Consider the following 5,945-nt stretch of genomic DNA (forward strand, 5'->3'; position numbering starts at 1 on the left):
CATCTGCTTTGACGGCCAGCGGCCGTCACTACCGGGTTCACGGGCGCGGTTGCATCATCGGCTTGATCTCCAAGGAGTCCTGCCATGAAACGTCTGATCCTTGTCTTCCTGTGCGTCAGCCTTGCGGCCTGTGCCAGCAGCGGGCGATTGAGCAGCGATGAGCGGCTGGCGCTGTACCGCGCCCACGCCGGTGCGCCGCAGAGTGACATGCCCTTCCAGGGCAGCCTGAACGGCTGGAACGAACTGGGCGACAGCGCACTGGCCGTGTGGACCCGTCCGGGCCAGGCGTTCCTGCTGGAGCTCACCGGGCCGTGCCCGGACCTGCCGTACGCGCAGGCGATCGGGCTGACCAGCCGGGTCGGGCGGGTATCGGCGCGGCTGGACAAAGTGCTGGTGCGCGGGCCGGGACCGGGGCCGCAGATGCCGTGTTACATCGGCAGCATCCGTCCGCTGGACGTCAAGGCGCTGCGCGCTTCAGAGCAGCAGCTTCGGCATGCCCAGATCGAAGCGCGCCAGGAATGATCAGGCTTCGGGTACGAAGCCCGGGGGCTTTTCCGCATTGCCGGCGAACAGGTACTTCACCAGTTCTTCTTCCAGGAACGCGCGGTGCTTGGGATCGCGCGGTGACAGCCGGTTTTCGTTGATCAGCATGGTCTGGTGGGCGAGCCAGGCGCTCCAGGCCGGCTTGCCGATGTTGGCGAAGATACGCTGGCCGAGCTCGCCGGGGTAGGGCACGAAATCGAGGCCTTCGGCGTCGGCTTGCTGGTACTGGCAGAAAATGGTGCGGGGCATGGGCAGGTACTCGTGTTCGAAGCGATAGTGTAGCGCCGAGCCACGCTCGGCGGCCCTCGTCAAGCAGCGATCAGGCTCCCGGCCAGGAGCCTCCGAGCACGCCCCGACGCCAACCGGTGCGTGCGCTCAGCGCGCCTGCAGCAGCTTGCGGATGGGCGCGGGCAGGCCCAGCGCGGGCAGGTCCTCGGCTGCCACCCAGCGCAGCATCGGATGCGCGTGTTTCAGGCCGTCCACGCGGGTGCGCAGTACCTGCAGGTGCAGGCGGTAATGACTGAAGGTGTGCTGCAGCACGGGCAGTTCCTCGGCATCTTCCAAGGCCCCATCGAGGTTCGCATCGAACCACGCCTGCAGCGCCATGCCGCTGTCGGCCTGCGGCAGGGTCCACAGGGAGGCCCAGATGCCGGTCTCCGGTCGCTTCTGCAGCAGCACCCGCCCGTGTCCGTCGTGCAGCCACAGGGCCATCGCTTCCCGCTCCGGCAGCACTTTGCCCGGCTTGGCGGTCGGCAGTTCGGCGGTACGTCCATCGCGGCGCGCCACGCAGTGTTCCTGCAGCGGGCAGATCACGCAGGCCGGTCGGCTGCGGGTGCACAGCGTTGCGCCCAGGTCCATCTGCGCCTGCGTGTAGTCGGCCATCCGTCCAGCCGGTACGTGGGCCACGTGCGCTTCGGCCAACGTCCACAGCGGCCGCTCGACAGCCGGCAGGCCCGGGAATCCTTCGATGCCGTGGTAGCGGGTCAGCACGCGTTTGACGTTGCCGTCCAGGATGGCGAACGGATCGTTCCAGGCCTGGCTGAGGATCGCCCCGGCGGTGCTGCGGCCGATACCCGGCAGTGCGTGCAGCGCATCGAAATCACGCGGCAGCTCGCCGCCGTGGGCGTCCACGCAGCGCTTGGCGGCGGCATGCAGGTTGCGTGCGCGGGCGTAATAGCCGAGCCCGGCCCATTGCGCCATCACCGCATCGTTTTCGGCCGCGGCGAGGTCGGGCAGGGTGGGGAAGTGTTGCAGGAACTTGAGGAAGTACGGGATGACCGTAGCGACCTGGGTCTGCTGCAGCATGATCTCCGACAGCCACACCCGGTACGGCGTGCGCGGGTGCTGCCAGGGCAGGTCATGGCGGCCATGCTGGTCGAACCAGTGCAGCAGCCGCGCGACGAACCGGTCATCACCGCCGGCGGCCGACGCCTGCGGTGGCGTGGCCGCAACCGCGATGGCGGCCTCAGGCACTGCCGAGTGCTTCGGGCAGCAACGCGTCGACGAAGGCTTCCGGATCGAACACGCGCAGGTCTTCCGGGCGCTCGCCGATGCCGGCGAAGCGGATCGGGATGCCGAATTCCTGGGCCAGCGCGAACACCACCCCGCCCTTGGCGGTGCCGTCCAGCTTGGTCACCACCAGGCCGGTGACATTCACCGCCGCGTTGAACTGGCGCAGCTGCGAGAGTGCGTTCTGGCCGGTGGTGCCATCGATCACCATCAGTACTTCATGTGGCGCGCCGGGATCGATCTTGCCGAGCACGCGGCGGATCTTGCCCAGCTCGTTCATCAGGCCGGACTGGGTGTGCAGGCGCCCGGCGGTATCGGCGATCAGCACCGAGGTGCCACGTGCCTTGCCGGCCTGCAGCGCATCGAAGGCCACCGATGCGGCATCGGCGTTCTGGCCTTGGGCAATCACGGTGACGCCGTTGCGGTCGCCCCAGGCCTGCAGCTGCGCGACAGCGGCAGCGCGGAAGGTATCGCCGGCGGCCAACATCAGGCTGTGGCCTTCATCCTTGAAGCGCTTGGCCAGCTTGCCGATGGTGGTGGTCTTGCCGACGCCGTTGACGCCCACGGTGAGCACCACGAACGGCTTTGCGTTGCGGTCGATCAGCAACGGCTGGGCGACCGGTTTCAGGATGGCGATCAGGTCTGCACGCAGGGCGGCCAGCAGCGCATTGGCATCGGCGAACTCGCGCGACTTCATGCGCTTGCGCAGGCTTTCCACCAGGGTCGTGCTGGCGGTGACGCCCACGTCCGCGGTGATCAAGGCGGTCTCGATTTCATCCAGCAGGTCATCGTCGAGCTTGGGATTGCGCGAGAACAGGCCACCGAAGCTGCGTGCGAACGTGCTGTTGCGCAGGCGCTCGCGCCAACCGGTCTTGCCGGCCGGGGCGGGCTCGGCATCGACCAGCACGGGCAGGTCGGCGGCGGGGGCGGCCGGTGCCGGTGCCGGGGTAACCGGGGCCAGCGGCGCCAGTACCGCGGCGGCGGCGAGGGCTTCGGCTTCGAAATCTTCTGGCGCCAGCACGCGTTCGGGCGTGGGCGTGGCCACGGCTGCGGCAGGTGCAGGGGCAGCGACAGGTGCTGGGGTGACGACGGGCGCTGCTGCAGGCGGTTGGGCAACCGGCGGCGCTGCTTCTGCGATGGGCGCAGGGGCCTCCGCCAGCGGCGCGACGACCGGCTCCGGCGGCTGCACCGGCCTGGCCGAAGGAAACGCAGCGGCGAGCTCTTCAGCCGAATAGTGCTGGGTCTTGGGCGCATCGACCTGCGCGGCGTCCTGGGCTTTTTTGCGGCGGAAGAAACTGAGCATTGGCGGGTAACGGCTTTAGATCAGGGGGTAGATTACCACCGGGCCCGTCGGGGCCCGTGTGGATGAGGGGGCAGCGCCGGGACATGCTCGGCGAGCGCAGCGGCAGGCAGCGTGACGACCAACGGTCGTCACCCACCAACCGACAGGAGCGTGACGACCAACGGTCGTCACCCACCAGCGGGCGTCACTGCCCAGGGCACGCGCCCTGTGATCAGGCAGACAGTTCCAGCAGCAGCTTGTTCAGGCGCGCAACGTAAGCGCCCGGATCCTTCAGGCTGTCACCGGCGGCCAGCGCGGCCTGGTCGAACAGCACCCGGCCGAGGTCATCGAAGCGCTCGCCATCGGCTTCAGCATCGAGCTTGGCGATCAGCGGATGGCCGGGGTTGATCTCCAGCACCGGCTTGCTCTCGGGCACCTTCTGCCCGCTCGCTTCCAGGATCTGGCGCATCTGCAGGCCCAGGTCCTGCTCGCCGATGGCCAGCACCGCCGGCGAATCGGTCAGGCGGTGTGACACGCGCACTTCGGCCACGTCATCGCCCAGGGCGGCCTTCAGCCGTTCCACCAGCGCCTGCTTGTCCTTGGCTGCCGATTCCTGCGCCTGCTTGTCTTCCTCGCTTTCCAGCGCGCCCAGGTCCAGGTCGCCGCGTGCGATATCCACGAAGCGCTTGCCGTCGAAGTCGGTCAGGTAGCCCATCAGCCACTCGTCGATGCGGTCGGTCAGCAGCAGCACTTCGATGCCCTTCTTGCGGAACACTTCCAGGTGCGGGCTGTTGCGCACCTGGGTGTAGCTCTCGCCGGTCAGGTAATAGATCTTGTCCTGGCCCTCGGCCATGCGGGCCAGGTAATCGGCCAGTGACACCGTCTGCGCATCGCCTTCGCCGCGGGTGGAGGCGAAACGCAGCAGGCCGGCGACCTTTTCGCGGTTATTGTAGTCCTCGGCCGGGCCTTCCTTCAGCACCTGGCCGAATTCCTTCCAGAACGTGGCGTACTGCTCTGGCTTGTCCTTGGACAGCTTCTCCAGCATGTCCAGCGAGCGCTTGGTCAGCGCCGATTTCATCGAATCAATGACCGGGCCGGACTGCAGGATTTCGCGCGAAACGTTCAGCGACAGGTCGTTGGAATCGACCACGCCCTTGATGAAGCGCAGGTACAGCGGCAGGAACTGCTCGGCCTGGTCCATCACGAACACGCGCTGCACGTACAGCTTCAGGCCCTTCGGCGCTTCGCGGTGGTACAGGTCGAACGGCGCGCGACCCGGCACGTACAGCAGCGAGGTGTACTCCAGCTTGCCTTCGACCTTGTTGTGGCTCCAGGCCAGCGGGTCGCTGTGGTCATGCGCCACGTGCTTGTAGAACTCGCTGTACTCGGCATCGGTGACCTCGGTGCGCGGGCGCGTCCACAGCGCGCTGGCGCGGTTGACGGTCTCCCATTCCAGCGCCGGTGCTTCGGTCTCGCCTTCGGCCGGGGCGGCTTCCTTCGGCATCTGGATCGGCAGGCCGATGTGGTCCGAATACTTCTTCAGGATGCTGCGCAGGCGCCAGCCATCGGCGAAGTCATGCTCGCCGTCCTTCAGGTGCAGCACGATGCGGGTACCGCGCTCGGCCTTTTCCACCGCAGCGATGTCGAACTCGCCTTCGCCGCGCGAGGACCAGCGCACGCCTTCGGCGGCCGGCGCGCCGGCACGGCGCGAGTACACATCGACCTGGTCGGCGACGATGAAGGCGCTGTAGAAGCCCACGCCGAACTGCCCGATCAGCTGCGAATCCTTCTTCTGGTCGCCGGAAAGCTGGCGCAGGAAGTCGCCGGTGCCGGACTTGGCGATGGTGCCGAGGTGGGCAATGGCCTCTTCGCGGCTCATGCCGATGCCGTTGTCCTCGATGGTCACCGTGTGGGCATCGGCATCGAAGCTGACCCGCACGCGCAGCTCGTTGTCACCTTCCAGCAGCGCCGGCTGGGTCAGTGCCTCGAAGCGCAGCTTGTCGGCGGCGTCGGCGGCATTGGAAACCAGCTCGCGCAGGAAGATTTCCTTGTTCGAGTACAGCGAATGGATCATCAGCTGCAGCAGCTGCTTGACCTCGGTCTGGAAGCCAAGGGTTTCGGTCTGGGTCGTTTCAGTCATTGCATGGGGCTCCGTGTCATCGCCGCGCCAGCATGTGCGGCCTGCGCAAGGGGTGAGGGTGATTGTCCCGTTATCAAGGCCTCCGGTCGGCCAGCGAACGGCGCAGCCCCTCGTGGTGGGTCGCTGGGAGCTTCGGTTCAAGGGGTTGGGCCGGGCGGGAGGGGTTGGTGGGGGACGGCAGAAACTGCATCCATGCGGGCCTCGTGTCGCGCCATCCCTGGCGCTCCACGCCCCCACCAACCCCTCCCGCCCGGCCCTGATAGCCCGCGCGCGGCCCGCCACGTTAGAAGAAATAGAAAAAGCGGTAGCGCCGACCCATGGTCGGCGGAATTATCCGTGGCCCACAGCGGGGAGCGGCCGACCATTTCGCTTTTCTTTTTTTTCTTTTCCGTGGTGGGCGCACGGGATATGTCACAGGGCCGGGGGGGGGGGGGGGGGGGGGGGGGGGGGGGGGGGGGGGGGGGGGGGGGG

The 5,945-nt window shown here is 67.6% G+C and carries 5 protein-coding genes; 1 reads left to right on the forward strand and 4 read right to left on the reverse strand.

Annotation, left to right across the window (positions count from 1 at the left end):
- The first annotated feature begins 84 nt into the window (after positions 1-84).
- Positions 85-522, forward strand: coding sequence for a DUF6491 family protein (locus H9654_RS13530; RefSeq protein WP_191771259.1), 438 nt, complete (start codon positions 85-87; stop codon positions 520-522).
- On the opposite strand, the gene H9654_RS13535 is transcribed toward H9654_RS13530, so the two are convergent.
- The 4 genes from H9654_RS13535 to htpG form a co-directional block, all read right to left on the reverse strand.
- Positions 523-792 (reverse strand): oxidative damage protection protein, encoded by a 270-nt coding sequence (locus H9654_RS13535; RefSeq protein WP_042614005.1) that lies wholly within the window; start codon positions 790-792, stop codon positions 523-525.
- A 126-nt stretch (positions 793-918) separates the two neighbouring features.
- Positions 919-2,001 (reverse strand): A/G-specific adenine glycosylase, encoded by a 1,083-nt coding sequence (gene mutY / locus H9654_RS13540; protein ID WP_191771293.1) that lies wholly within the window; start codon positions 1,999-2,001, stop codon positions 919-921.
- Between the two features lie 7 nt (positions 2,002-2,008).
- On the reverse strand, positions 2,009-3,355 hold the full coding sequence (gene ftsY / locus H9654_RS13545) for a signal recognition particle-docking protein FtsY (protein ID WP_191771260.1): 1,347 nt from the start codon (positions 3,353-3,355) through the stop codon (positions 2,009-2,011).
- 211 nt (positions 3,356-3,566) lie between these two features.
- Positions 3,567-5,474, reverse strand: coding sequence for a molecular chaperone HtpG (gene htpG, locus H9654_RS13550; RefSeq protein ID WP_191771261.1), 1,908 nt, complete (start codon positions 5,472-5,474; stop codon positions 3,567-3,569).
- Positions 5,475-5,945: the final 471 nt, after the last annotated feature.

This window comes from Stenotrophomonas lacuserhaii, from assembly GCF_014836545.1.
GTDB lineage: Bacteria > Pseudomonadota > Gammaproteobacteria > Xanthomonadales > Xanthomonadaceae > Stenotrophomonas > Stenotrophomonas lacuserhaii.